Annotated in this window: 25 protein-coding genes; 9 read left to right on the top strand and 16 right to left on the bottom strand. The window is 65.7% G+C overall.

The window, feature by feature from the left end; translation table 11 throughout:
• Nucleotides 1–76: 76 nt before the first annotated feature.
• From ccoP (PHLH3_RS18765) to ccoN (PHLH3_RS18730), 8 genes are all read right to left on the bottom strand, one after another.
• Nucleotides 77–1,051, bottom strand: a complete 975-nt coding sequence (gene ccoP, locus PHLH3_RS18765; protein ID WP_213625331.1) for a cytochrome-c oxidase, cbb3-type subunit III — start codon at nt 1,049–1,051, stop codon at nt 77–79.
• Complete coding sequence (locus PHLH3_RS18760) at nt 1,048–1,236, bottom strand: cbb3-type cytochrome c oxidase subunit 3 (RefSeq protein ID WP_111260397.1); 189 nt, start codon at nt 1,234–1,236, stop codon at nt 1,048–1,050. The genes ccoP (PHLH3_RS18765) and PHLH3_RS18760 overlap by 4 nt, the downstream gene beginning before the upstream one ends.
• 5 nt (nt 1,237–1,241) lie before the next feature.
• Entirely contained in the window at nt 1,242–1,853 is a 612-nt protein-coding gene (gene ccoO, locus PHLH3_RS18755; RefSeq protein WP_111260396.1) for a cytochrome-c oxidase, cbb3-type subunit II, read from the bottom strand.
• 2 nt (nt 1,854–1,855) lie between these two features.
• Complete coding sequence (ccoN, locus tag PHLH3_RS18750; RefSeq protein WP_213625330.1) at nt 1,856–3,295, bottom strand: cytochrome-c oxidase, cbb3-type subunit I; 1,440 nt, start codon at nt 3,293–3,295, stop codon at nt 1,856–1,858.
• Nucleotides 3,296–3,736: 441 nt separating this feature from the next.
• Entirely contained in the window at nt 3,737–4,675 is a 939-nt protein-coding gene (gene ccoP / locus PHLH3_RS18745) for a cytochrome-c oxidase, cbb3-type subunit III (protein WP_213625329.1), read from the bottom strand.
• Nucleotides 4,672–4,857 (bottom strand): cbb3-type cytochrome c oxidase subunit 3, encoded by a 186-nt coding sequence (locus PHLH3_RS18740; RefSeq protein WP_111260393.1) that lies wholly within the window; start codon nt 4,855–4,857, stop codon nt 4,672–4,674. Before PHLH3_RS18740 ends, ccoP (PHLH3_RS18745) begins: the two co-directional genes overlap by 4 nt.
• Before the next feature lie 6 nt (nt 4,858–4,863).
• A complete protein-coding gene (ccoO, locus tag PHLH3_RS18735) occupies nt 4,864–5,475 on the bottom strand; it encodes a cytochrome-c oxidase, cbb3-type subunit II (protein ID WP_173178255.1) in 612 nt (203 codons plus the stop codon).
• An 11-nt stretch (nt 5,476–5,486) separates the two neighbouring features.
• Nucleotides 5,487–6,911, bottom strand: coding sequence for a cytochrome-c oxidase, cbb3-type subunit I (gene ccoN, locus PHLH3_RS18730; protein ID WP_111260392.1), 1,425 nt, complete (start codon nt 6,909–6,911; stop codon nt 5,487–5,489).
• A 111-nt stretch (nt 6,912–7,022) separates the two neighbouring features.
• Here ccoN (PHLH3_RS18730) and PHLH3_RS18725 point away from each other — a divergent pair, with 111 nt between their 5' ends.
• Entirely contained in the window at nt 7,023–7,640 is a 618-nt protein-coding gene (locus PHLH3_RS18725; protein WP_213625328.1) for an alpha/beta family hydrolase, read from the top strand.
• Between the two features lie 7 nt (nt 7,641–7,647).
• Here PHLH3_RS18725 and PHLH3_RS18720 read toward each other — a convergent pair whose 3' ends face one another.
• Nucleotides 7,648–8,124 carry an Lrp/AsnC family transcriptional regulator gene (locus PHLH3_RS18720; protein WP_213625327.1) on the bottom strand — a complete coding sequence of 159 codons (477 nt, stop codon included), beginning with the start codon at nt 8,122–8,124 and terminating at the stop codon, nt 7,648–7,650.
• Between the two features lie 130 nt (nt 8,125–8,254).
• Here PHLH3_RS18720 and kynB point away from each other — a divergent pair, with 130 nt between their 5' ends.
• The 5 genes from kynB (at nt 8,255) to PHLH3_RS18695 (ending at nt 14,095) form a co-directional block, all read left to right on the top strand.
• Complete coding sequence (kynB, locus tag PHLH3_RS18715; protein WP_213625326.1) at nt 8,255–8,896, top strand: arylformamidase; 642 nt, start codon at nt 8,255–8,257, stop codon at nt 8,894–8,896.
• Between the two features lie 8 nt (nt 8,897–8,904).
• Nucleotides 8,905–10,155, top strand: a complete 1,251-nt coding sequence (gene kynU, locus PHLH3_RS18710; RefSeq protein WP_213625325.1) for a kynureninase — start codon at nt 8,905–8,907, stop codon at nt 10,153–10,155.
• A 128-nt stretch (nt 10,156–10,283) separates the two neighbouring features.
• Entirely contained in the window at nt 10,284–11,531 is a 1,248-nt protein-coding gene (locus PHLH3_RS18705; RefSeq protein ID WP_244863083.1) for an OprD family porin, read from the top strand.
• A 34-nt stretch (nt 11,532–11,565) separates the two neighbouring features.
• The gene (locus PHLH3_RS18700; RefSeq protein ID WP_213625323.1) at nt 11,566–12,984 is read left to right on the top strand and encodes an amino acid permease; all 1,419 of its coding nucleotides are present in this window, start codon (nt 11,566–11,568) and stop codon (nt 12,982–12,984) included.
• Nucleotides 12,985–13,099: 115 nt separating this feature from the next.
• Nucleotides 13,100–14,095 carry a virulence protein RhuM/Fic/DOC family protein gene (locus PHLH3_RS18695; RefSeq protein WP_213625322.1) on the top strand — a complete coding sequence of 332 codons (996 nt, stop codon included), beginning with the start codon at nt 13,100–13,102 and terminating at the stop codon, nt 14,093–14,095.
• A 54-nt stretch (nt 14,096–14,149) separates the two neighbouring features.
• Here the strand turns inward: PHLH3_RS18695 and PHLH3_RS18690 are convergent, their stop codons facing one another.
• The 6 genes from PHLH3_RS18690 to PHLH3_RS18665 form a co-directional block, all read right to left on the bottom strand.
• Nucleotides 14,150–15,715 (bottom strand): PAS domain-containing methyl-accepting chemotaxis protein, encoded by a 1,566-nt coding sequence (locus tag PHLH3_RS18690; protein ID WP_173178247.1) that lies wholly within the window; start codon nt 15,713–15,715, stop codon nt 14,150–14,152.
• 152 nt (nt 15,716–15,867) lie between these two features.
• Nucleotides 15,868–16,446, bottom strand: coding sequence for a putative glycolipid-binding domain-containing protein (locus PHLH3_RS18685; RefSeq protein ID WP_213625321.1), 579 nt, complete (start codon nt 16,444–16,446; stop codon nt 15,868–15,870).
• Nucleotides 16,447–16,449: 3 nt separating this feature from the next.
• A complete protein-coding gene (locus PHLH3_RS18680; RefSeq protein WP_111260384.1) occupies nt 16,450–16,758 on the bottom strand; it encodes a DUF2834 domain-containing protein in 309 nt (102 codons plus the stop codon).
• A gap of 84 nt (nt 16,759–16,842) precedes the next feature.
• Entirely contained in the window at nt 16,843–17,190 is a 348-nt protein-coding gene (locus PHLH3_RS18675) for an MmcQ/YjbR family DNA-binding protein (protein ID WP_173178245.1), read from the bottom strand.
• Nucleotides 17,191–17,200: 10 nt separating this feature from the next.
• Nucleotides 17,201–18,400 (bottom strand): MFS transporter, encoded by a 1,200-nt coding sequence (locus PHLH3_RS18670; protein ID WP_213625320.1) that lies wholly within the window; start codon nt 18,398–18,400, stop codon nt 17,201–17,203.
• A gap of 114 nt (nt 18,401–18,514) precedes the next feature.
• Nucleotides 18,515–19,423 carry a LysR substrate-binding domain-containing protein gene (locus tag PHLH3_RS18665; RefSeq protein ID WP_213625319.1) on the bottom strand — a complete coding sequence of 303 codons (909 nt, stop codon included), beginning with the start codon at nt 19,421–19,423 and terminating at the stop codon, nt 18,515–18,517.
• A gap of 174 nt (nt 19,424–19,597) precedes the next feature.
• Between PHLH3_RS18665 and PHLH3_RS18660 the strand changes: the two genes are divergently transcribed.
• The 3 genes from PHLH3_RS18660 to PHLH3_RS18650 all read left to right on the top strand — a co-directional run bounded on the left by PHLH3_RS18660 (nt 19,598) and on the right by PHLH3_RS18650 (nt 22,005).
• Nucleotides 19,598–20,104: a DUF1993 domain-containing protein gene (locus PHLH3_RS18660; RefSeq protein ID WP_213625318.1), complete on the top strand. Its 507-nt coding sequence runs from the start codon at nt 19,598–19,600 to the stop codon at nt 20,102–20,104.
• A 158-nt stretch (nt 20,105–20,262) separates the two neighbouring features.
• Nucleotides 20,263–21,270, top strand: coding sequence for a dienelactone hydrolase family protein (locus tag PHLH3_RS18655; protein ID WP_213630615.1), 1,008 nt, complete (start codon nt 20,263–20,265; stop codon nt 21,268–21,270).
• Between the two features lie 126 nt (nt 21,271–21,396).
• Nucleotides 21,397–22,005 (top strand): FMN-dependent NADH-azoreductase, encoded by a 609-nt coding sequence (locus PHLH3_RS18650; protein ID WP_173178241.1) that lies wholly within the window; start codon nt 21,397–21,399, stop codon nt 22,003–22,005.
• A gap of 60 nt (nt 22,006–22,065) precedes the next feature.
• Here the strand turns inward: PHLH3_RS18650 and PHLH3_RS18645 are convergent, their stop codons facing one another.
• Nucleotides 22,066–23,427, bottom strand: coding sequence for a 3-deoxy-7-phosphoheptulonate synthase class II (locus PHLH3_RS18645; RefSeq protein WP_213625317.1), 1,362 nt, complete (start codon nt 23,425–23,427; stop codon nt 22,066–22,068).
• Nucleotides 23,428–23,453 lie beyond the last annotated feature (26 nt).

Here is a 23,453-nt window from a genome sequence, read left to right as displayed (position 1 = left end):
TGTTGCCTGCCGCATATGGTACGCCCGATGGCGGCCTGCCATGTGCGACAGTGCGTCGCGCATGGCAGGCTTTGCGTTACTTGCTTTCGGTTTCTGCGGCGTTCTTGTGCGACAGACTGTAGACGTAAGCGGCGAGCAGGTGGACCTTGTCGTTGCCCAGGTGTTCTTCCTGAGCCGGCATGGTGCCCTGGCGGCCGTAACGGATGGTCTGCTGCAGCTGGGCGAAGGTGCTGCCGTAGATGAACGCGCCCGGGTGGGTCAGGTTCGGAGCGCCCATCGCCGGGGTGCCCTTGCCTTCCGGACCGTGGCACGCCACGCAGTTGGCAGCGAAGATCGCCTTGCCGGCTTCCGGATTCGCGTTGGCGTCCTTCGGCAGGTCACGACCATCCAGGGTCACGCGGACGAACGCGGCGACGTCACGTACGCCTTGCTCGCCGATGACTTCGCCCCAGGCGGGCATGATGCCGTGGCGGCCGCCGAGGATGGTGGTCTTGATGGTCTCGGGCTCGCCACCCCAGCGCCAGTCGGCGTCGGTCAGGTTGGGGAAACCGTAGGAGCCCTTGGCGTCGGAGCCGTGGCAGACCGAGCAGTTGGAGGCGAACAGGCGACCACCCATTTTCAGGGCTTTCTCGTCCTTGGCCACTTCCTCGATCGGCATGGCAGCGTACTTCTGGAACAGCGGGCCGTATTGCTTGTCGGCCTTGTCCATTTCCTTTTCCCACTGGTGGACACCGGTCCAGCCGGGCTGGCCGTCAGCGAAGGCCTTGCCCTCGGTGACTTCGCCGTAGCCGGGGAAGATGCCTTTCCAGTTGCCCATGCCCGGGTACAGGACCAGGTAGCCGACGGCGAAGATCAGGGTGCCGACGAACAGCATGAACCACCACTTGGGCAGCGGGTTGTCATATTCCTCGATACCGTCGAAGGCGTGGCCGACGGTTTCTTCGGTGCTTTCCTGGCGCTGGCCTTTGCGGGTGGCAAAGATCAGCACGGTCAGCGCCATCAGTGTGGCGCTGGTGAGTAGGGTTACGTACCAACTCCAGAACGTGGTCATTCGCTCTTACTCCTCGAAGCTTCTTCATCGCTCTTGGTGTTCGCTGGCTTGTCGTCGGCGAAGGGCAGGTTGGCAGCTTCGTCGAAGCTGCCCTTGCGCTTGCTGCTGTACGCCCAGAGCACGACGCCGATGAAGGCGACGAACACCAGGATGGTTCCCAGTCCGCGGACAGTCTGGATATCCATCGTGCTTACCGTTTGTTCTTGATCGAAGTGCCCAGGCCTTGAAGGAACGCCACCAGTGCGTCCATCTCGGTCTTGCCCTTGACTGCGTCTTTGGCGCCGGCGATGTCATCGTCGGTGTAGGGCACGCCTACGGTACGGAGAGCTTCCATCTTGGCCGCGGTGTGCTTGCCATCGAGCTTGTTCTCCACCAGCCACGGGTAGGCCGGCATCTTCGATTCCGGCACCACGTTGCGCGGGTTGTAGAGGTGCGCGCGGTGCCAGTCATCGGAGTAGCGGCCGCCTACGCGGGCCAGGTCCGGGCCGGTACGCTTGGAGCCCCACAGGAAGGGGTGGTCCCAGACGCTTTCGCCAGCAACGGAGTAGTGGCCATAGCGCTCGGTCTCGGCGCGGAACGGGCGGACCATCTGCGAGTGGCAGCCGACGCAGCCTTCGCGGATGTAGATGTCACGGCCTTCCAGTTCCAGCGCGGAGCGCGGCTTCATGCCTTCGACCGGCGTGTTGGTGACGTCCTGGAAGAACAGCGGAACGATCTGCACCAGGCCACCGATGCTCACGGCGATGACCATGAACAGCGCCAGCAGACCTACGTTCTTCTCAACTAATTCATGCGACTTCATTATTAGTGAGCTCCTTGCGGGATCTGCGCGGCGGCTTCGTATTCGGACGGCTTGGCGGCACGCACGGTGCGCCAGGTGTTATAGGCCATCAGCAGCATGCCGGTCACGAAGAAGGCGCCGCCGAGTGCGCGGACCATGAAGCCGGGGTGGCTGGCTTCCAGTGCTTCGACGAAAGAGTAGGTCAGGGTGCCGTCTTCGTTCACAGCTCGCCACATCAGGCCCTGGGTGATGCCGTTGACCCACATCGAGGCGATGTAGAGAACGGTGCCGACGGTGGCCAGCCAGAAGTGGGCGTTGATCAGGCCGACGCTGTGCATCTGCTCGCGGCCGAACACTTTCGGGATCAGGTGGTACAGCGAGCCGATGGAAATCATCGCTACCCAGCCGAGGGCGCCGGCGTGTACGTGGCCGATGGTCCAGTCGGTGTAGTGGGAGAGGGCGTTGACCGTCTTGATGGCCATCATCGGGCCTTCGAAGGTGGACATGCCGTAGAAGGCGAGGGAGACCACCAGGAAGCGCAGGATCGGGTCGCTGCGCAGCTTATGCCAGGCGCCCGACAGGCTCATCATGCCGTTGATCATGCCGCCCCAGCTCGGAGCCAGCAGGATCAGCGACATCGCCATGCCCAGGGACTGGGCCCAGTCCGGCAGCGCGGTGTAGTGCAGGTGGTGCGGGCCGGCCCAGATGTACAGGGTGATCAGCGCCCAGAAGTGCACGATGGACAGGCGATAGGAATAGATGGGGCGTTCGGCCTGTTTCGGCACGAAGTAGTACATCATCCCGAGGAAGCCGGTGGTCAGGAAGAAGCCCACGGCGTTGTGGCCGTACCACCACTGGATCATCGCGTCGGTCGCGCCGGAGTACACGGAGTACGACTTGAAGGCGTAGACCGGGATTTCCATGCTGTTGACGATGTGCAGCAGTGCGGTCACCAGGATGAAGGCGCCGAAGAACCAGTTGCCCACATAAATGTGCTTGGTCTTGCGCTTGACGATGGTACCGAAGAATACGATTGCGTAAGTGATCCAGACGATCGCCAGGAGGATGTCGATCGGCCACTCGAGTTCGGCGTATTCCTTGGAGGAGGTGTAACCCAGAGGCAGTGTGATCACTGCCAGCACGATCACGGCTTGCCAGCCCCAGAACGTGAAGGCTGCCAGCCCATCGGAAATCAGGCGAGCCTGGCAGGTACGTTGCACCACGTAGTAGGACGTGGCGAACAGGGCGCAACCACCGAAGGCGAAGATCACCGCGTTGGTATGCAGGGGGCGCAGACGGCCGAAGCTGGTCCACGGAAGGTTCAGGTTGAGTTCCGGCCACACGAGTTGTGCGGCGATGAACACGCCTAGACCCATCCCAATGACCCCCCAGATCACCGTCATAACGGCGAACTGGCGGACCACCTTATAGTTATAAGCAGTCTGACTGATTGCTGTGCTCATGCTAGGGGTTCCACGGTTAATGGAGTTTTTCGGGGACAAAAAAGCGGCGCAAGTATGGAGAAAGAGGGTAGTCATTGCAACGACACATGCCGACACAAACACCCTTTCAGGGCCCTCTGGACAAGGATTCCAGCCGGTTCGTCCGGTGGCCGAGACAGTGCTTCGAGCCGGGGGCGGGAGGGGGAATCGCCTTGCCCTCATGACGGGTGAGGATTATCGAGCAGCTTAGTCGATGGGCTTTCGGGGGGAAGGCTACTGGTCGGGACGGGTGCGACATTGGGTCGCACTATATATAAGGAGGGAGAGGGGAGGGGGCTTGAGGGGTGGACACATCCTTGTGCCCGTGTTGCCCTTCTTGCGTTGGGCTGCCTTTGCGCGGCTCCGGCCGGTTCCTTTCGGTCCGGCCGGTGTGGCGACGCCTCCTTGCGTCGCCGGTTCGGATCACTCGCTGGCTACTTTCTCCCCGTCCTTGCGGGACAGGCTGTACACGTAGGCGGCGAGGATGTGCACCTTGTCCTGGCCAAGGTATTGCTCCTGGGCAGGCATCTGGCCGTTGCGGCCGTAGCGGATGGTCTGTTGCAGCTGGGCAAGGCTGGAGCCGTAGATCCAGGCGGCCGGCTGGGTCAGGTCCGGGGCGCCCATGGCTGCGGTGCCGTGGCCTTCCTGGCCGTGGCAGGCGGTGCAGGTGGTGGCGAACAGGGCTTTGCCTGCTTCCACATCGACCTTCGCATCTTCCGGCAGCTTGAGGCCGGCCAGGTCCTGGCGGACGTAGGCGGCGACGTTCTTCACGCCTTCGTCACCCAGCACTTCACCCCAGGCCGGCATGGCAGCCATGCGACCGTGAAGGATGGTGGCCTTGATGGTTTCGGCGTCGCCGCCCCAGCGCCAGCTGCTGTCGGCCAGGTTGGGGAAGCCGACCGCGCCCTTGGCGTCCGAACCGTGGCAGATGGAGCAGTAGGTGGCGAACAGGCGGCCGCCCATCTTCAGGGCTTGCGGATCCTGGGCCACGGCCTCCAGCGGCATGGCGGAGTACTTGGCGAAGATCGGGCCGTATTGGGCGTTGGCCTTGTCGACCTCGCGCTGCCACTGTTTCTCCTGGGTCCAGCCGCCTTCATAGCCGGGGAACAGGCCGGTCCAGTTGCCCAGGCCGGGGTAGAGCACCATGTAGCCGATGGCGAATACGATGGTGCCCACGAACAGCATGAACCACCATTTGGGCAGCGGGTTGTCGTACTCCTCGATACCGTCGAAGGCATGGCCCATGGTCTTGTCGACCGTGCCCTTGGCCTCGCCCTTGCGGGTGGCGAACACCAGCCAGAGCAGCGCCACCAGGGTGAAGAGGGTGAGCAGGGTTATGTACCAGCTCCAGAAAGTGGTCATTCGTGTGTGCTCCTAGAAACGTTCCGGTCTTGCAGGCTGGGCTTGGCGTCGTCGCCGAAGGGCAGCAGCGAGGCTTGCTCGAAGTCAGCCTTGCGCCGGCCGCTGTAGGCCCAGCAGAACACCCCGATCATCGCGACCAGCACCAGCAAGGTGCCGAGGCCGCGCAGTATTCCAACGTCCATGGCGCCTTACCTCTTGCTCTTCAGGCTGGTGCCGAGCACCTGCAGGTAGGCGACCAGGGCGTCCATCTCGGTCTTGTCCTTGACCGCCTCGGAGGCACCGGCGATGTCCTCATCGGTGTAGGGCACGCCCAGGGTCTTCATGGCGCTGAGCTTGGCGGCGGTGTCCTTGCCGTCGAGCTTGTTCTCCACCAGCCACGGGTAGGCCGGCATCTTCGATTCCGGTACCACGTTGCGCGGGTTGTAGAGGTGCGCGCGGTGCCAGTCGTCCGAGTAGCGGGCGCCAACCCGGGCCAGGTCCGGGCCGGTACGCTTGGAGCCCCACAGGAAGGGGTGGTCCCAGACGCTTTCCCCGGCTACGGAGTAGTGGCCGTAGCGCTCGGTCTCGGCGCGGAACGGACGGATCATCTGCGAGTGGCAGCCGACGCAGCCTTCGCGGATGTAGATGTCGCGACCTTCCAGTTGCAGCGCGGTGTAGGGCTTCATGCCTTCGACCGGGGTGTTGGTCACGTCCTGGAAGAACAGCGGGACGATCTGTACCAGACCGCCGATGCTGACTGCCAGGATCATGAACAACGCCATCAGGCCGACGTTCTTCTCGATGACTTCATGCTTTTTCATCTATCGATTCCTCAGGCGATCTGGGCGATGGCGTCGTATTCGGCCGGCTTGGCAGCCTTCACGGTGCGCCAGGTGTTGTAGGCCATGAGGAGCATGCCGCTGAGGAAGATCGCGCCGCCGATCATGCGCACCACGAAGCCGGGGTGGCTGGCTTCCAGTGCCTCGACGAAGGAGTAGGTCAGGGTGCCGTCCTCGTTCACCGCACGCCACATCAGGCCCTGGGCGATGCCGTTGACCCACATCGAGGCGATGTAGAGCACGGTGCCGATGGTGGCCAGCCAGAAGTGGGCGTTGATCAGGCCGACGCTGTGCATCTGCTCGCGGCCGAACACTTTCGGGATCAGGTGGTACAGCGAGCCGATGGACACCATGGCGACCCAGCCGAGGGCCCCGGCGTGTACGTGGCCGATGGTCCAGTCGGTGTAGTGGGAGAGGGCGTTGACCGTCTTGATGGCCATCATCGGGCCTTCGAAGGTGGACATGCCGTAGAAGGCGAGGGAGACCACCAGGAAGCGCAGGATCGGATCGTCGCGCAGCTTATGCCAGGCACCCGACAGGGTCATCATTCCGTTGATCATGCCGCCCCAGCTCGGAGCCAGCAGGATCAGGGACATCACCATGCCCAGGGACTGGGCCCAGTCCGGCAGCGCGGTGTAGTGCAGGTGGTGCGGGCCGGCCCAGATGTAGACCGCGATCAGCGCCCAGAAGTGGACGATGGAGAGGCGGTACGAGTAGACCGGGCGACCGGCCTGCTTCGGCACGAAGTAGTACATCATCCCGAGGAAGCCGGCGGTCAGGAAGAAGCCCACGGCGTTGTGGCCGTACCACCACTGGACCATCGCGTCGGTCGCGCCCGAGTAGAGCGAGTAGGACTTGGTCAGGGTGACCGGGATCTCCAGGTTGTTGATCACATGGAGGATGGCCACGGTGAGGATGAAGCCACCGAAGAACCAGTTGCCCACGTAGATGTGCTTGGTCTTGCGCTTCATCACCGTGCCGAAGAACACGGCGGCGTAGCAGACCCAGACGATGGTGATGAGGATGTCGATCGGCCATTCCAGCTCGGCGTATTCCTTGGAGCTGGTGAAGCCCAGCGGCAGGCTCACGGCGGCCAGGACGATCACCAGCTGCCAACCCCAGAAGGTGAAGGCGGCGAGCTTGTCCGAGACCAGGCGGGTCTGGCAGGTGCGTTGGACGGCGTAGTAGGAGGTGGCGAACAATGCGCAACCACCGAACGCGAAGATCACCGCGTTGGTGTGCAAGGGTCGCAAGCGGCCAAAGCTGGTCCAGGGCAGGTTGAAGTTGAGCTCCGGCCAGGCTAGCTGGGCAGCTATGAGAACGCCGAGCCCCATCCCGACGATTCCCCAGACCACCGTCATAATGGCGAACTGGCGGACCACCTTGTAGTTGTAGGCGGTACTGACTGCTGTGTTCATGTTTGTGGGCTTCCGTACACGGTTTCTTGGAATTGCGTGCGAAGCATGGTGAAAGCCCTTACTGGCGCTATTGATTTGGATCAACAGACGCCGCCCACCGGAGATTTCCCGATGCTGCTGTGGACCAGGCCTTCAGGCCTTGTGAAGAACACCCTGATACTGGCCCACGGTGCCGGGGCGCCGATGGACAGCGCGTTCATGGAGGGAATGGCGCAGAAGCTCGCCACGCGGGGCGTGGCGGTGGTGCGCTTCGAGTTCCCCTACATGGCGGCACGGCGCGACGACGGGCGCAGGCGTCCGCCCAATCCGCAGGGGCAATTGCTCGATCACTGGCGGGCCGTGCATGCCGAGGTGCGACAGCAAGTCACGGGGCGATTGGCCATCGGTGGCAAGTCCATGGGCGGTCGCATGGCCAGCCTGGTGGCCGACGAGCTGGGCGCGGATGCGCTGGTCTGCCTGGGGTATCCCTTCTATGCGGCCGGTAAACCGGAGAAGCCCCGGGTCGCCCACCTGGCCGACCTGAAGACCCCGACCCTGGTCGTCCAGGGCGAGCGCGATGCCCTTGGCGACCGCCCTGCCGTCACCGGCTACGCGTTATCCCCGTCGATCCATCTGCACTGGCTGGCCGCAGGCGATCATGACCTCAAGCCGCTCAAGGCATCGGGACTGACCCACGAGCAGCACATGGACGGAGCGGCGGATGCCGTGGCGGCCTTCCTGGCGAGTTGAGTGCGCGCTACTTTCGCGCGGCGAGCAGGTCGAGCACGCCGCCGCCATCCTTGATCTGCTGCAGGATGATCTCGGAGCGGATGTCGGTGACGCCCCGGGCGCGATTCAGGCGATTGACGATGAAATCGGAGAACTGTTTCAGGTTGCGCGCCTGGACCCGCAGCACATAGTTGCTGTGGCCGGTGACGATGAAGGCGCTCACCACCTCGGGCCAGCTCTGCACCTGCTCCACGAAGCGCTCGTGCCAGCCATCCTCGTCCTGGCGCATGGAGATGTGCACCAGGGCGTCCAGCTCGATTCCCATGCGCTCGGCATCCAGCAGCGGTCGATAGCCGCGGATCACCCCTCCGTCTTCGAGGTTGCGTAGCCGACGCAGGCAGGCGGAGGGCGAGAGCGCGACCTTCTCCGCCAGTTCCTGGTTGCTGATGCGTCCGTTCTGCTGCAGGCAGAGGAGGAGGCGCAGATCGGTAGTATCCAGGATCATTGAATATTCTTTCAGTAAATTGTTATCTGACGAAATTATCTTCGAATAAGTGCCGCTTTCGAGACGAAGATAGCACGAACATTCTTCGGCCCCTGACTCATGATCATCCTCCTTTCACGGGAGCCCGATCATGCAAGACGGCCAGTCCCTCTGGGACATCAGTCCACCGCTGGACGCCAGCACGCCAACCTGGCCGGGCGATACGCCCTTCCAGGAAGAGCGCTGCTGGCACATCGACGAGCACTGCCCGGTCAATGTCGGGCGCATCACCCTGTCGCCCCACACGGGCGCCCATGCCGATGCGCCGCTGCACTACGACGCGTCCGGTGCGGCGATCGGCGCGGTCGACCTGGCGCCCTACCTCGGCCCTTGCCGGGTCATCCACTGCCTGGATGCCGGCGGCCTGGTACGGCCCGCGCACCTGGAGCCGTATCTGCATGATCTGCCGCCCCGGGCCCTGATCCGCACCTGGCGGCAAGCGCCTCTCGACAGCTGGCCCGAGGCCTTCGCGGCCATCGATCCGCTGGCCGTCGAATTGCTGGCCCGCCACGGCGTGCGCCTGGTGGGCATCGACACGCCGTCGCTGGACCCCCAGCACAGCAAGACGCTCGAAGCGCACCAGGCCGTTCGCCGTTGGCGCATGGCGATCCTCGAAGGCCTGTTGCTCGATGACGTCGCTGCGGGCGACTACGAGCTGATCGCCCTCCCGCTCAAGTTCACCCATCTCGATGCCAGCCCGGTTCGCGCCGTGCTGCGTCGCCTGCCTGCCTAGGAATCAACATGACTACAAGAGAAGACTGCCTGGCCCTCGATGCCCGCGACCCCCTCGGCCCCTTGCGCGAGGAATTCGTCCTGCCCGAAGGGGTTATCTACCTCGACGGCAACTCCCTCGGCGCCCGGCCGAGGTCCGCACTGCAGAGGGCCCGTGACGTGGTGGAGAAGGAGTGGGGCGAAGGCCTGATCGGCAGCTGGAACAGCGCCGGCTGGCGCGCGTTGCCGGAGCGCCTGGGCAACCGGCTGGCTCGCCTGATCGGCGCGGGCGAGGACGAAGTGGTGATCACCGACACCACATCCATCAACCTCTTCAAGGTGCTGGTTGCAGCGCTTCGTGTGCAGGCCGAGCGGGACCCGTCGCGCAAGGTGATCGTCACCGAGCGCAGTAACTTCCCCACCGACATCTACATGGCAGAGGGCCTGGCCGACATGCTCCAGCAGGGCTACAGCCTGCGCCTGGTGGATGCGCCGGAGGAGTTGCCCGCGGCCATCGGCACCGACACCGCTGTCGCGCTGATCACCCAGGTGAACTACAAGACCGGCCACCTCCACGACATGGCCGCGCTCACGGCGCTGGCACACGAGTGCGGTGCGCTGGCCATCTGGGACCTTTGCCATTCGGCCGGCGCGGTGCCGGTCGACCTCAAGGGTTCCGGCGCCGACTACGCCATCGGTTGCACCTACAAGTACCTCAACGGCGGCCCGGGCTCGCCGGCCTTCGTCTGGGTCGCCCCGCACCTGCGGGAGCTGGTCTGGCAGCCGCTCACGGGCTGGTGGGGCCATGCCCGCCAGTTCGGCATGGAGGCCCGCTACGAGCCCGCCCCGGGGATCGGCCGCTACCTCTGCGGCACCCAGCCGATCACCTCCCTTGCCATGGTGGAGTGCGGCCTGGAGGCCTTCGAGAAGACCGACATGCAGGCCCTGCGGGAGAAGTCCCTGGCACTGACCGACCTCTTCATCGAGCGCGTCCGTGCCCGTTGTGGCGAGCACCCGCTGACCCTGGTGACGCCGCTGGAGCACGCCCGCCGAGGCAGCCACGTGAGCTTCGAGCACCCCGAGGGCTATGCCGTGATCCAGGCGCTCATCGACCGTGGCGTCATCGGCGACTACCGCGAGCCGCGGATCATGCGCTTCGGCTTCACCCCGCTCTACACCGGTTTCACCGATGTCTGGGATGCCGCCGAGGCGCTCGGTGAGGTGCTCGACAGCGATGCCTGGCGCGCAGAGCGCTTCATGGCCCGCAAGCAGGTGACCTGACCCGGCCCGGGCGCTCCGGGAAGGGCGCCCAGTCTCAAGCCCATAACCACAAGAAGAGGTCGATGATGATGAAGTCCCGTTTTCCGATGGCGTGTGCCTTGCTCTGCGCTTCCCTCAGCCCCCAGGCGATGGCCGGGGAGCCGGCCGAAGGCTTCCTAGAGGGCAGCCGGCTGGTGCTGACCCAGCGCAACTTCTACTTCCACCGCAACATGCTCAACAACCCCGGTGGGCAGAACTACCGGGAGGAGTGGGCCCACGGCATGCTGCTGGACTACAGCTCCGGCTATACCCGGGGAACGGTGGGCGTCGGTGTCGATGCGTACGCCAGCCTCGGGCTCAAGCTCGACAGCAATCGCGCCCGTACCGGCACCGACCTGCTGCCCGTCGACTCGGCCGGGCGGCCCGAAGACGACTACACGGAGGCCGGCGCGGCGCTGAAGCTGCGTATCTCGCGCAGCGAGCTGAAGTACGGCAGCCAGGCGCCGATGAACCCCGTGTTCGGCACCGGCAACGCCCGGCTGTTCACGCCGATGGCCATCGGCTTTTCGCTGGCCAGTCGCGAACGCGACGACCTGTTGCTGGAAGCCGGTCATTTCACCGCAGGCAACGATGGCAACTCCACCAATGGCGACGGCGCACTCAAGGCCCTGTTCGCCCAGGTGGAGACGCGTCGGGTCGACTACGCCGGCTTCGACTGGACCCCGGCGGAAGGTACCGGGCTGTCCGCCTACACCTCGCGGTTCGATGACGTCTGGCGCCAGCACTACCTGGGAGCCAGCCACCGTATCGGGCTGGATGAAGCGCGTGCCCTGACGTTCGGTTTCAACCTCTATCGCACCCGTGACCAGGGTCGGCGACTGGCGGGTGAGATCGACACCACCGCCTGGTCCGCTTCCGCACGCTACAGCCAGGGCGCCCACGCCCTGACCCTGGCGCATCAGCGGGTACGAGGCGACGAGCCATTCGACTACCTGGGCTTCGGTCGCCAGCCCGGCACATCGATCTACCTCGCCAACTCGGTGCAGGTGCTCGACTTCAACGCCCCGAACGAGCGCTCCTGGCAGTTGCGCTACGACCTCGACCTGGCCCCCTTCGGCGTACCCGGATTGGGCTTCATGACCCGCTACATCCGCGGTGACCACATCGACGACAGCCATCACAGGGGGCCGGGCTCCTACCAGCGCTACGGCGAGGCCGGCAAACGCTGGGAGCGGGACATCGAGCTGCGCTACGTCGTGCAGTCCGGCTCGGCCAAGGACCTGTCCGTGCGCCTGCGCCAGGCCAGCATCCGCTCAACCGAGCAGGTGGCCCGTGCCGATACCGCGGACAACAACGAACTGCGGGTGATCATCGAATACCCGCTGCAACTTCTCTGACGCCTGCACAACGACAATAAGGACGAGGCACGAAATGACCACCAAGACTGGATTCGCCGCCATCGCGGCTCGCGAGCAGGGGCTCAAGCGCCAGCTCACTTCGGCGCAGATGAGCATGATCGCCATCGGGGGCGCGATCGGCACCGGGCTGTTCATGGGGAGCAGCTTCGCCATCGGTTTCGCCGGCCCCGGGGTGCTCGTCAGCTATGCCCTCGGCGCCTTGATCGCGCTGCTGCTCATGGGCTGCCTGGCGGAGATGACCGTGGCCCATCCCACCTCCGGCTCCTTCGGCGCCTACGCCGAGTTCTACATCAGCCCGCTGGCCGGGTTCCTGGTGCGCTACGCCTACTGGGCGGCCATCGTCCTGGCGGTGGGGACCGAGGTCACCGCCATCGCCCTGTACATGAAGCACTGGTTCCCCGACGTGGCCGGGTGGGTGTGGATCCTGCTGTTCTCCTCGGTGCTGATCTTCACCAATGCCATCAGCGTCAAGGCGTTCGGGCATTTCGAGTACTGGTTCTCCGCCATCAAGATCAGCGCCATCCTCGCCTTCATCCTGCTGGGTGCCTGGCTGGTATTCGGAGGACAGAACCCGGACTACGGCTTCCATCACTACCTCGAGCACGGTGGCTTCATGCCCAACGGTCTTTCGGGGGTATGGATCGCGGTGATCATCGCCATCTTCAGCTACCTCAGCATCGAGATGATCGCCGTGGCTGCCGGCGAGGCGGAACAGCCCGAACTGGCGGTGAAGAAGGCCTTCAAGGTGACCATGGTGCGGCTGGTGGTGTTCTACCTGCTCACCCTCGCGTTGATCCTCGCCATGGTGCCCTGGGACCAGTCGGGGCAGGGTGCCCGGAGCCCCTTCGTCAGCGTCATGGCGCAGGTGGGGATTCCGGGGGCCACGGGCTTGATCAACTTCGTGATCCTGGTGGCGGCACTCTCGGCGATGAACAGCCAGCTCTACACCACCACGCGGATGATGTTCAGCCTGTCCCGCGCCGGCCACGCGCCCAAGGCGATGGGGCGGCTGAGCGAGGCCGGAGTGCCGCTCAATGCCCTGGCGCTCTCCTGCACCGGCATCGCCCTGGCGACCCTGGTCAACCTGGCGTTCCCGGAGCAGTCCTTCATGCTGATGATGGCCATCTCCATCTTTGGTGCGCTCTTCGCCTGGATGATGATCTTCCTCACCCACTACCGCTTCCGTCGCCATCACCAGCGCCTGGGCAGCGAACCGTTGGCCTTCCGCATGTGGGGCTTCCCCTATGGCACGCTGCTGGGCCTGGTCCTGATGCTGGCCATCCTGGTCACCACCGCCTTCGTGCCGGCGTTCCGCATGACCCTGGTATTCGGCGTGCCATTCCTCGCGCTGCTCTCCATCGCTACCTGTTGGTCCTGCGCAGGGCTGCACCGGCAATCGGCGCGGAAGCGGGCGACCTCCCTGTCCAACTGAGTGGCGTCGGAGCCAGGACGCCAGAACAGGGACGTTCCTGACAGGCCGGCGAGCCAATCACCCGGCAGGGTGCAAGCAGACTGCGGAGTCCATCACCACAAGGAAGGGCGACGACATGAATGCCTTGCAGGAATCCCTGCCGATTCTGATCTACCAGCGGGAAGGGGAAAGCGTTACCGAGGTACGCATGGAGGGGGAGACCGTCTGGCTGACCCAGCGGCAGATGGCGGAGCTGTTCGACAAGAACGTACGAACCATAAGCGAGCACATCCGCAATATCTTCCGTGAGGGAGAGCTGAGCGAGTCGGCAGCTATCCGGGATTTCCGGATAACTGCCGCGGACGGCAAGTTCTATGACACGTCGCACTACAGCCTCGACGTCATCATCTCGGTCGGCTATCGCGTCAAGTCGGCCCAGGGCACGCGTTTCCGCATCTGGGCCAACGGCGTGCTCAAGGAGCACCTGCTCCAGGGCTACAGCCTCAACCGGCGAAGGCTGGAGGCGCAGCAGGCGCGTATCGGGCAGTTGCAGAAGACCCTGACGCTGTTCCGTGACGGCCTGGTGGATCGGGCCAGCCTGACCGAGGCGCGTGGTTTGGTGAGCGTCATCGCCGGCTATGCGCGTACCTTCGTGCTGCTCAACCAGTTCGACGGCGAACGCCTTGCCCGCGATGGTTTCACCGAGGACATCCGCTATGTGATCGAGCCGGGCGAGGCCGCCGAGTGCATCGCCGCGCTGAAGGCCGACCTGATGCTCAGGGGGGAGGCCAGCGAGCTGTTCGGCCAGCCGAAGGACGACAGCTTCGAGGGGCTGCTGGGCAATATCGTGCAGTCCTTCGGCGGGCAGTTCCTTTACCCGAGCATCGAGGAACAGGCGGCCAACCTGCTGTACATGGTGATCAAGAACCATCCCTTCACCGATGGCAACAAGCGCATCGGAGCCTTTCTGTTCATCTGGTTCCTGAGGCGAAACCGACACCACCTGAAGACGGACGGCGAACTGAAGATCAACGACAACGCCCTCGCGGCCATCGCCCTGTTGGTGGCCCAGAGCGATCCGCGACAGAAGGAGCTGATGGTCCACCTGGTGATGAACCTGATCATGGAGTGAACCGGCAGGCAAAGGAAAAGGGCGCCCCTGGCGCCCTTTTTCATACCCGTTGACTCAGCGGTTGAAGCGGTCGACCAGCGAGTACTGGCCTTGCGCGGTGGTGGTCAGCTCTTCGCTGAGCAGCACGGTGCGCTGGGCCTCCCCGGAGGTCTGGTCGGCGAGCTGGGCGATGCTGCTGATGCTCTGGTTGATCTGCTCGGCCACGGCGCTCTGCTCCTCGGTGGCGGCGGCGATCTGGTCGGTCATCTGGGTGATGTTGGCCACCGCCTCGCTGATGCCCACCAGGGCCTGGTCGGCTTGCAGAACGCGCTCCACGCCTTCGTCGGCCTGGCGGCGACCGGCCTCCATGGTGCGCACGGCCTCCTCGGCGGTCTTCTGCAACTGGGCGATGAGCTGGTGGATCTGCCCGGTGGATTCGGCGGTGCGCTGCGCCAGCTGACGCACCTCGTCGGCGACCACGGCGAAGCCCCGGCCCATCTCACCGGCACGCGCCGCTTCGATGGCGGCGTTCAGTGCCAGCAGGTTGGTCTGGTCGGCGATGCCCTTGATCACATCGACCACCCCGCCGATCTCGTTACTGTCCTGTGCCAGGCGGGTGACGGTCTCGCCGGTCTCGCCCACCGCGCGCGACAGGCGCTGGATGGCCTCGCGGGTCTCGGCGGTGATGCTGCGGCCCTGGCCGGTGAGGCGGTTGGCTTCCTGGGTCGCATCGGCGGTGCGTTGCACATTGCTGGCCACTTCCTGGGTGGTCGAGGCCATCTGGTTCACTGCTGTGGCCACCTGCTCGGTCTCAACGCGTTGGCGTTCCAGCCCCTCGGAGCTGTTGTGGGCCAGCGCATCGGCTTCCCTGGCTTGCTCGGTGAGGTGCTCGGCGGTGTCCTGCAGGCGGGTCAGGCAGGTTTTCAGGCGCGCCTCCTGGCTGAGGATGGACATCTCCAGGCGTGCCTGGGCGCCGCGGCTGTCGGTGTACATCTGCGCGATCAGCGGGTCGGACGTGGTCTGTTCGGCCAGGTGCAGCAGGCGCTTGATGCCGCGGTTCTGCCAGGCCAGCCCGGTGAGGCCCAGAGGCACGGAAAGCAGCGCGGCGAGAAGGAAGCCCCAGTGCGAGTTGAGCCAGGCGCCGATCATGAAGCCGATCTGGCTGATGAGGATGAAGGGTAGCCAGTCCTGCACCACGGGCAACCAGCGGTCGCGCCCGGGAATGGCCGACTTGCCGGTGTTGATGCGCTGGTACAGCGCCTCGGCGCGGCGGATCTGCTCGGCGGTGGGCTTGACCCGCACCGACTCGTAGCCGACGACCTGGCTGCCTTCGAAGATCGGCGTCACGTAGGCATTGACCCAGTAGTGATCACCGTTCTTGCAGCGGTTCTTGACGATGCCCATCCACGGGCGGCCCTTCTTCAGGGTGGTCCACATGTGTGCGAAGACGGCGGGCGGGACGTCCGGGTGGCGCACCAGGTTGTGCGGCGAGCGGATCAGCTCGTCACGGCTGTAGCCGCTGATATCGGTGAAGGCTTCGTTGCAATAGGTGATCACACCCTTGCTGTCCGTGGTCGAGATCAGGCGTTGCTGGGCGGGGAAAGTACGTTCGCGTTGAGTGACTGGCTGATTGTTTCTCATATTGTTCTTCCGCAAGGCTTAGAGCGGGTATCGGCCTGCACGCACTAAAGTTGAGCCGAAAATTTCTGTGAAGTGTATCTAAGACTTTACAGTTCATGATCGGGAATTTTTCCCGCGAATGGCGCCCTAGAGCCTTCGCGGTGGCAACGGCCTCAGCAGGGAGGCGCTCTGCGCAGGCGTTGGAACAGTCCGGGGTAGTCCTCCACCAGGCCGTCGGCGGCCAGCCTGAGCACGGCATGGAAACCGCTGCCGTCGAGGTTCTGGTACAGCAGGTGGCGTGCGTCCAGGCGCGTGTAGGCCTGATGCATCACGCGCACTTCGAGCGTGGGCGCCTCGATGAAGACGACGGCGATCTCTTCGCGCTGATCGTGCGCCAGGCCGAGACGCCAGGCGGCCGGGCTGTTGGTGAACGGCGTCGGCCAGAGGTCGAGGTCCTGGCAGCCGTCCAGCGTTCGCAGGCGATTGCCTGGCCCGTCGCGCCATTCGTTGCGGGGATTGCGGCGCAGGTGCAGCTCGCGCACGCCGAACCCGCCTTCGACGCGGATGTGGCAGCACCTGGGTCGCCAGCGCTCGTCGAAATCCATCCGGTAGACCAGGCGATAGGGCTCGCCCCCTTCATCGAAGGCCAGCATCGAGGCGTCCGCCTGCCTGCCGTCCAGGCGCAGCTGTTCGAGCCCCCTGGCCGGGGCCTGGTCGTTCCAGATGTGCTGCCACAGTGCGGTGGCCTTCATCCTTCACTCCTTGGCGGTGGGGCGGCGCAGCACCAGGTAGAGCAGCGGGCCGATGGACGCGAACACGGCCGTCACCAGGTAGAAGGGCAGCAGGTAGAGGAGCCCGCGTCCCTGGCGGCGGTTGTCCTGGTACATCCAGATGCCGATCAGGCCGCAGGCGAGGTAGAGATCGATCACCACCTGTGCCGTATCCGGGCGGCTCATCAACTGGGCGCCGAACTCCAGCAGCGGTTGTTCGCTGATGGACATGACATGGAGGGTATAGCCGCCGAAGGCGACCAGGGCGAGGAGAGCGGACAGGCGCGCAAGCATGGTGACGTCCTTGTTATGAGTTGAACGCGGACGATAGAGGGGCCGCGTCGCCTGCGCAGCGGGCCGATTGTCGCAGCCGGGGGATCAGTCCAGCAGCAGGCCGGCGCGCTTGTACTTCGGCAGTTTCGCGACCACCAGTTGGTGAGAGCGGGTCAGCGCTGCGCGCAGCTCTTCGTCGCCCATCGGTGGCGGCATCACCAGGGTGATCCAGTGGGCGCGGGCGAGATAGGGCGCCGGGCGGATGCCGGGGCGATCGACCTGGCCGAGGAAGAGATCGGCATCGACCTTGAAGGCCAGGCCGTCGCCCAGGAAGTCGAGGATCGCGAACATCTTGTTGCCGGCAACCGAGAACACCCGGTTGCTGCCCCACTTGAGGTCTTCCCGGGCGCCCGGCAGTTGCAGGCAGAAGGCGGCTATTTCGTCGGCAGTCATGGGCGTTCCTTCAGGGGTGGCGATCCGGCGCGCCACGTTCGTCGACGCGCAGCAGGTAGAGGCCGAGCAGCATACCCGCCAGGGCCATGCCGGCGGCAACCATGAAGATGGCGCCGAAGCCGAAACCGCTGGCGATGGCGCCCATCAGCGGCCCGGCGATGCCCAGCGCGAGGTCGAAGAACACCGCATATGCACCCAGGGCCGAGCTGCGGCTGGAAGCGGGAATGCGCGAGATGGCCTCGACACCGAGTGCCGGGTACACCAGCGACAGGCCGAAGCCGGTCAGCGCCGCGCCGCAGAGGGTCAGCCAGGGTTGCGGGGCGAGCCACAGCAGGAGCAGGCCGAGGCTTTCGATGCCCAGGCAGGCGATGGCCACCCGGTAGCCGCCACGGCTGTTGATGGCGCCGGCGAACAGCAGGCGCGCACCGATGAAGGCGCAGCCGAAGGCGGTCAGGCACCAGGCGGCGCCGTCCCAGCCGCGGCTGGCGTAGTACAGGGTGACGAAGGTGGCCAGGGTGCCGAAGCCGATGGAGCCCAGTGCCAGCGCCGTGCCGTTGGGGGCGATGCGCATGAAGACGTTGCGAAATGGCAGGCGCACGCCCTGGACGATGGGGGCGGCGGCCTTGTTCCAGGCCAGCGCCAGGGCGCCGAGCCCGAGCAGGGTGATCAGCGCGCCCATGCTCCACAGCCCGAGATGCGAGACCATCAGCACACCAAGTGGCGCGCCCAGGGCCACCGCGCCATAGGAGGCGATGCCGTTCCAGGAAATCACCCGGGCTGTGTTCTCGGCGCCGACCCGGCCGATGCCCCAACTGATCGAGCCGGTGCCCACCAGGCCCTGGGCCACGCCGAGGGCGACGCGCCCGGCCAGCAGCAGCGCCATGCTCAGGGTGGGGAACTGCTGCAGCGAGGTGGAGGCCAGGGTCAGCACGCCGCTCAGTGCGCAACCGACGAGTCCGTAGAGCACGGCGCGCTTGGGCCCCTGGCGATCGGCCACGCCGCCGGACACGGGGCGTGAGAGCAGGGTGGAGGCGTACTGGGTGCTGATGACGATGCCCGCCAACAGCGAGCCGTAGCCGAGGTCGTTGTGCACGTAGCCCGGGAGCACGGCCAGCGGCAGGCCGATGCAGAGGAAGCTGATGAAGGTGAAGAAGACGATGGAGACGATCTGCAAGGTGGTGGCGGTCGCAGACTGCTCGGCGGCACTCATGGGGCGTGTCCGGGTGGGGCTGGGTGGCGCCATCATCGCGCAGCCGGGGCGCGGATGAAAGCGAGCTAACTATCTCCCATCCCTCTCTATCCCGGCTTCTCTCCCATGCAGGCATCAGATGGGTTGCAGCCCCTCCGCCTGGCAGGCCTCGGTCAGGTGCTCGATCCAGGCACGCACCGCCGGCAGCATGCCGCGTCGATGGGTGTAGACCGCCTGCAGGTTGCCGCCCGGCAGCTCCCAGCCCGGTAGCAGGCGCACCAGGGTGCCGGCCTCCAGCTCCTGCTGGCAGTTCATCTGCGGCAGCATGGTCATGCCCAGGCCTTGCAGCGCAGCGAGCTTGCGGATCTCGAAGTCCTCGATGCTCAGGCGTGCTTCCAGGACGATGTCACGGCGATTGCCCCGGCTGTCGCGCAGCAGGTAGTGCAGGCGGCGGTCGGTCTCCAGAGCGCCGAGCGCCGGCAACCGGTGCAGGTCATCCGGGCCGTTCAGGGTCACGCCCTCGAGCAGGCTCGGCGCACACACCAGCATGGCGCGGGCGGGGCTCAGCTGGCGGCAGATCAGCGAGGGGTCCTCGTCGTACTGTTCACGCACACGCAGCGCCACGTCGACGCCTTCGTTGACCAGGTCGATGCGGCGGTTGCTCAGCACCACTTCCAGCTGCACCTGCGGGTAGCGCTGGAGGAAGCTGGGGAACACATGGCGCAGGCGCATGCGTGCCACCTCGGTGGGGCAGGACACGCGGATACGCCCGCGCGGTTCGCTGGTCAGCGACGCCACGGCTTCGTCGGCCTGCTCGGCCTCCAGCAGCATCGCCTGGCAGTGGCGCAGGTAGCGCTCGCCGACATCGGTCAGCGCCAGCTTGCGCGTGGTGCGCTGCAGCAGGCGGGCGCCGAGGCGCGTTTCCAGCTCGGCGATGCGCCGGGACAGGCGCGACTTGGGGATGCCCAGCAGGCGTCCGGCCGCGGCAAAGCCGCCGTGCTCGACGACTTTGGCGAAGTAGAAGAGGTCGTTGAGATCTTGCATGAAGGTCGTCCTGTGGAAGGGACGAACTATGGCATCGGCGGGGAATTCCGCGCCACGGATTTCAGCGGCGGGACAATCGCGCGCCGCTGCACACACCGCCCGCTGCGGGTGTATCGTGGAGCGTCGCCGGCACTTCGCCCGGCCGATCCCCCTGCCATCACGGAGTCAGCACTCATGTCCTTGTCCATGTACGAGGCTTCCATCCCGGTCTTCACCCGCATGCTCGGCAATCTCTCCGTCATCCTCGACAAGGCTGCGGCCCATGCCGAGGCGCAGGGCATCGACCCGGGGGTATTCATCTGCGCGCGCCTGGCGCCGGACATGTTCCCACTGGCGCGCCAGGTGCAGATCGCCACCGACTCCGTGAAAGGCTGCGCGGCCCGCCTGGCGGAACTGGAAGTGCCGTCCTTCGCCGATACCGAGGCGAGCTTCCCGGAATTGCAGGAGCGCATCGCGCGCACCCTGGGCTTCATCCGAGAGATCCGCCCGGAGCAAGTGGAGGGCAGTGCGGCGCGCACCGTGGTGTTGAAGATGCGCGGCAACGAGGTCAGCTTTACCGGCCAGGACTTCCTGCTCAATTTCTCCCTGCCGAATTTCTATTTCCACCTCACCACCGCCTACAACATCCTGCGCCACAACGGCGTGAAGATCGGCAAGATGGATTTCCTCGGCGGCATCTGACGGCTGCCCCGCGTCACGCTCCTGTGGCGCGATCCATGCAACGCGAGTAGCGCCGGCGGAGTGGTCCGTCGGCGTTGCCGGCTCAAGGAACGAAGCAAGGCGCAATTGATGGCAGGCACGCCCGATTCCTGAACCTGGAACGGAAGGTGAGCACCATGTTGGTTCGTCTTTCTGCAGTACTGGCCCTGGCGTCGCTGCTGGTGGCGCTCCCCGCATTCGGCGCACAGGCGGTCGGCGTGCATCGCCTGGTCCTCACCGACCCGGTGGACGAGCAGCGCGAGATGAGCGCGGTCGCCTTCTACCCGGCAGCGGGCGAGCCCACGCGTACCGAGCTCGGCCTCTATCAGGTCGACGCCGGCCTGGACGCCCCCATCGCCGGCGGCCATTTCCCGCTGGTGCTGCTGTCGCACGGCAACGGCGGCTCGCCCCTGGCCCACCATGACCTGGCCACCGCACTGGCGCGACGCGGGTTTGTGGTGCTGGCGGTGCTGCACACCGGTGACAACTACAAGGACCAGAGCCGCAGCGGCACCCTGAGCAACCTCTACGGTCGCCCGCTGCAACTGACCGCCGCCATCGACGCCGCCGAGCAGGACGCGATGCTGGCCGGCAGCCTGGATACCGAGCGGGTCGGGGTGATCGGCTACTCGGCCGGTGGCGAGACGGCGCTGATCCTCGCTGGCGCGCAGCCCGAGCCCGAGCGCCTGCGCGCCTACTGCCGGCAGTGGCCCGAAGACAGCGACGCCTGCGGGCATGCCGGCGAACTGATCTCCGACCGCGATGACCTGGAAGCCATCGCCGATTCACGGGTCAGCGCGCTGATGCTGATGGCGCCGCTGGGCCTGATGTTCGGCCGCAAGGAACTGGAGCCGGTACAGGTTCCGGTGCTGCTCTATTCCGGCGACGACGATCGCACCCTGCAACTGGAGCAGAACGCCGGGGCCCTGCAGCGCAGGTTGCCCAATCCCCCGGATTTCCGCCTGCTGCCGGGGGCGGGGCACTTCGTGTTCATGGCCCCGTGCTCGGCCGAGATGGACGCCATGCTGCCGCGGCTGTGCCAGGACGCCGAGGGCGTCGACCGGGTCGCCATCCACCGCGAGCTGAACGCCGAGGCGGTGCGCTTCTTCACCCAGACCCTGAGCGACCTGCAGACCTCGTCGCGCTGATCTGCCGTTTCGTCTCATGGGTGGGACGGTGCATCGCATTTTTGCCGACTAATAAGGCTTTCGCTTCGTGGATAGGATTCTCCCCACTTCGATCACATCCGGTGATCGCCAGATCAGGGGATACCCATGAAACTTCTGCACCTCGATTCCAGCATCCTCGGCGACGCCTCCGCCTCCCGCCAACTGAGCCGCGCCGTGGTGCAGGCCTGGCAGGCCGCCAATGCCGGCGTCCAGCTCAGCTACCGTGACCTCGCCACCGATGCCTACGCCCACCTTTCCGCTGCCAGCCTGGTGGCTGGCGGCACCCCGGCGGAACTGCGCGACGCCGCGCAGAAGGCCGAAGTGAAGCTGGCCGAGGAAACCCTCGAGGAGTTCCTCGCCGCCGACGCCATCGTCATCGGTGCCCCGATGTACAACTTCACCGTGCCGACCCAGCTCAAGGCCTGGATCGACCGCATCGCCGTCGCCGGCAAGACCTTCGCCTACGACGAGAACGGCCCCAAGGGCCTCGCCGGTGGCAAGAAGGTGGTGATCGTCTCCACCGCCGGTGGCATCCACGCCGGCCAGCCCAGCGGCCAGGCCCATGAGGCCTACCTGGTGCAGGTGCTGAACTTCCTCGGCATCACCGACATCGAGATCGTCCGTGCCGAAGGCCTGGCCTACGGCGAAGACCCGCGCAGCAATGCGATCAAGGGTGCCCAGCAGCGCATCGGCGAACTCTTCGCCGCCGCCTGAGCCCGCTGAAAGCACGAAGCCCCGCGATTGCGGGGCTTCGTCGTTTCCGGGGTGGCGTCGTCAGCGGCGGACCTGTTTCAGCGTCTCGGCGATGAGGAAGGCCAGCTCCAGCGACTGGTCCGCGTTCAGGCGCGGGTCGCAGTGGGTGTGGTAGCGGTCGGAGAGGCCGTCCTCGGTGATCGGGCGGGCGCCGCCGATGCACTCGGTGACGTTCTGCCCGGTCATCTCGATGTGGATGCCACCGGCATGGCTGCCCTCGGCCTGGTGCACCTGGAAGAACTGCTTCACCTCGGAAAGGATGATGGCGAAGTCGCGGGTCTTGTAGCCGCTGGAGGCCTTGATGGTGTTGCCGTGCATCGGGTCCGAGCTCCACAGCACCTTGCGGCCCTCGGCCTGCACGGTGCGGATCAGCCGCGGCAGGTGCTCGCCGACCTTCTCGGCGCCCATGCGCACGATGAGGTTGAGGCGGCCCGGGTCGTTGTCCGGGTTGAGGATGTCGATCAGGCGGATCAGGTCTTCGCTCGGCATGCTCGGCCCCACCTTGACGCCGATGGGGTTGCCGACGCCGCGCAGGAACTCGACGTGGGCGCCGTCCAGCTGGCGGGTGCGGTCGCCGATCCAGAGCATGTGGGCGGAGCAGTCGTACCAGCCGCCGGTGAGGCTGTCGCGACGCACGAAGGCCTGCTCATAGTTCAGCAGCAGCGCTTCGTGGGCGGTGAAGAAGCTCGCCTCGCGCAGCTGCGGGGCGCTGTCCAGGCCGCAGGCGCGCATGAAGGCGAGGGTCTCGTCGATGCGGTCGGCGAGCTGGCTGTACTTCTCCGTCAGCGCCGAGTTGGCGATGAAGTCGAGGTTCCACTGGTGCACCTGGTGCACATCGGCGAAGCCGCCCTGGGCGAAGGCGCGCAGCAGGTTGAGGCTGGCGGTGGACTGGTGGTAGGCCTGCAGCAGGCGCTCCGGGTCCGGCGCGCGGCTGGCGGCGTCGAAGCCGATGCCGTTGACGATGTCGCCCCGGTAGGCGGGCAGGGTGACGCCATCGATGGTTTCGTCATCGGCCGAGCGCGGCTTGGCGAACTGGCCGGCCATGCGGCCCACCTTCACCACCGGGCAGCCGGCGGCGAAGGTCATGACGATGGCCATCTGCAGCAGCACCTTGAAGGTGTCGCGGATCTTCGCGGCGGAGAACTCGGCGAAGCTCTCGGCGCAGTCGCCTCCCTGGAGGAGGAAGGCGCGGCCCTCGGTGACTTCGCTGAACTGGCGGCGCAGTTCGCGCGCCTCGCCGGCGAACACCAGGGGCGGGTAGCTGGCCAGGGTCTGCTCGACCTGGGCCAGGCGCGCGGCGTCCGGGTAGGTCGGCTGTTGCAGGATCGGCTTGGTTCTCCAGCTTTCCGGGCTCCAGTCTGCGCTGGGCGACAAGTTGCTCATCAGGGTCTCGATCAGGGCTGTGTGGC

The sequence above is a fragment of the Pseudomonas sp. Pc102 genome (genome assembly GCF_018408275.1).
GTDB lineage: Bacteria > Pseudomonadota > Gammaproteobacteria > Pseudomonadales > Pseudomonadaceae > Metapseudomonas > Metapseudomonas tohonis.
Note: the sequence above shows the minus strand (reverse complement) of the source record. Positions and strands in the feature narration are given on the sequence as shown.